The following is a 2,371-nucleotide window of genomic DNA, read 5'->3' on the forward strand; positions in this document are numbered from 1 at the left end:
GAGGAAGGCATGAAGGTCTTCGCCGCGATGAGTCCGCTCAAGCGCATGGCCGATCCGGCGGAGATCGGGGCGGCGGCGGCCTTTCTCGCATCATCGGACAGCAGCTTCATGACCGCCAGCGAGGTCGCCGTCGACGGCGGCTTGGCGCAACTCTGAAAACCTGAGGAGACGACTATGAGCTACGCAATCATCGGCTTCGGCAAGATCGGCCAGGCCCTCGCCAAGGCGTTCGCCCGCAACGGCGTCGAAGTGTCCGTCGCAACCACGCGCGACCCGGAGTCCTTCTCGGCTGACGCGGCCGCAATCGGACCCACGGTCATCCCCACGACCCTGGCGGAGGCGGTCAAGGCGGACACCGTCTTCCTGGCGGTCCGTTTCGAGGCGCACCCCGATGTCGCGAAGGCGCTGCCGAACTGGTCAGGCAAGACCGTCATCGATGCGATGAACCTGTTTCCGGTCCCTGACGCGCTGGAGGGTGTTCCGTCCTCCGCTGTCGTCGCGAAGGCCTTCCCGGGCGCCAAATTCGTTAAAGGGTTCAATCATCTGATCGCGGCCACCTTGGCGACCGATCCGGTCGTCGAGGGCGGTCATCGGGTCGTCTTCCTGTCGAGCGACGACGAGGCCGCGATCGCTCCCGTGGCGGCCCTGGCCCAACGACTCGGGTTTGCACCCATCAGTCTGGGAAAACTTAACGAGGGTGGCGCGCTGGTGCACGCACGCGGCCGTACTTGGGGGCCGCTGATCTTCAAGGATCTGTTCAAGAAGGAGCGGTGACGGATCTACTATCCAGGGTCAGAGGCGCTACTGGCCCGGGTCCGTCCGCTCCTGGCTGCCTCTCCGTGAGCCAGATGCGGATTCATCCAACGTCCGAGTAGAGTCAGCAGCGGTCAAAACCGTTGAAGTCCGCCATGCGCCAGGACCAGCCGCTATACCCTCGCCGGAAACATGACATTCAGGGTTCAGGAGGCGTTGGAACGTGTGCTTCGCGGCCCTGTGCGTAAGGCCGGCTCAATCCGTTGCCGACCCCGGCGAGTTCGGCGCTACCGGGGGGTCCCGTTCTGACGTCCCCATCGGTCGAAGATCTCGACCCGTCCGGTGAGCATGACCGTGCCCAGGCTCCCGCCGACCGGGAACAGATAGACGCCCCGGGCGTCGGGCCTGACAGGCCGCCCATCGACAGTGAGCGTCAACTGCCTGTTGGGCGGGCAGGCCTGTCGGGGAGCGCAGGCCGTTGAGACCGCGTATTCACCCCGCTCGACCCTCGCACGCGCCGAGAAGCGCCCTTCCCGATCCGAGGTCGCGACCACAATCGGCGATCCCCCGGGATTCTTGCCCAGGTAGATATCGACTCCGGGGATCGGTTCGCCCGGATTGATCGCCGCCCCTGAGACGGCCAGGGCGAGGCCAATGAGGGCGATGAGTCTGAATCTCGATGTCATGTCGGGTTTCCCGCAGGGCCATGTCGGCCGCCGTTTGCGGTCGGACAATGCTGGTCACCCGGAGACCTCGCTGTCAATGCAGCCTGTCATCCGATCGCGAGCCCCCCCCGGGCCGATGGGCGTTCAGGTCAAACGTGACGAGGGTCCTCTTCGAGCCTGGATTGGCGTTCTGCCTGGGTCTCCAGACGACGACTGTCGCTGAAACCGTGCTCCGGGTCCTGACTATTAAGCCACATTGACAGCCAGGCTTAACCGTGACCAGCGTGAGAAACCGCCGATATTCAAGCGGATACTGGAACTGTCATCATGACATCGCGAGTGGGTCTGATCGGGCTGGCCAGTCTGGCGGGCCTGGCGTTGTCGACCGCCGCCTACGCCCAAGCGACGCGAAGCACCGGCGGCTATATCTTCACCGACATCCTGGTCTCCTCCATGCGCGGCGGTCGCACGGTCGCCACCACCCGTATCGACAGGCAGGGCGGCTTCCGCTTCGAACTGCCCGCAGGCGACTACGACATCTGTCTCAACGGACCCGGCCTCAGGTCGGCGATCGACCGCTCCGGCGGCGACCCGGACGAGGACCACGTCATCGGCGTCTTGGTCGGATTGCTGCTGCCCGCGGTTCAAGTCGCGCCCAACGAGCAGCAACTGAGTTTTCCCGGCGGCGCCTCGGGGCCGGGCCAGGACGGACGACGCGGCCCTTCGCCAGCGGCTCGGGACCTGTGTTTCACCTACACCGTCAATGCGGGGCCCGGACCCGCTGACGAGGTCGAGACGCGCAGAACCCGCGACGTCGACAACTTGAGCCCAGCCCCCATTGATCGTGGACGCGCCGGCGGCGTCCGGGTGGCGGTGGGCGATGTAAACGGCGACGGACGCGCAGATCGACAGGTCGATCCGCGCATCGCGTCCCCCGGCCCCCAGGCGACCCC

General features: G+C 65.9%; 4 protein-coding genes. 3 read left to right on the top strand and 1 reads right to left on the bottom strand.

Going from position 1 to position 2,371, the window contains the following annotated elements:
* Positions 1 to 9: 9 nt before the first annotated feature.
* Both VN378_RS05735 and VN378_RS05740 read left to right on the top strand, forming a co-directional pair.
* Positions 10 to 156 (top strand): SDR family oxidoreductase, encoded by a 147-nt coding sequence (locus VN378_RS05735; RefSeq protein WP_325741841.1) that lies wholly within the window; start codon positions 10 to 12, stop codon positions 154 to 156.
* Positions 157 to 174: 18 nt separating this feature from the next.
* Complete coding sequence (locus VN378_RS05740) at positions 175 to 774, top strand: NADPH-dependent F420 reductase (RefSeq protein WP_325741836.1); 600 nt, start codon at positions 175 to 177, stop codon at positions 772 to 774.
* A 266-nt stretch (positions 775 to 1,040) separates the two neighbouring features.
* On the opposite strand, the gene VN378_RS05745 is transcribed toward VN378_RS05740, so the two are convergent.
* Positions 1,041 to 1,439 carry a hypothetical protein gene (locus tag VN378_RS05745; protein ID WP_325741838.1) on the bottom strand — a complete coding sequence of 133 codons (399 nt, stop codon included), beginning with the start codon at positions 1,437 to 1,439 and terminating at the stop codon, positions 1,041 to 1,043.
* 306 nt (positions 1,440 to 1,745) lie between these two features.
* Here VN378_RS05745 and VN378_RS05750 point away from each other — a divergent pair.
* The coding region (locus VN378_RS05750; RefSeq protein WP_325741839.1) for a hypothetical protein at positions 1,746 to 2,371 on the top strand (626 nt) is incomplete at its 3' end.

Source organism: Brevundimonas sp., from assembly GCF_035561115.1.
In the GTDB taxonomy this organism is placed as follows: Bacteria; Pseudomonadota; Alphaproteobacteria; order Caulobacterales; family Caulobacteraceae; genus Brevundimonas.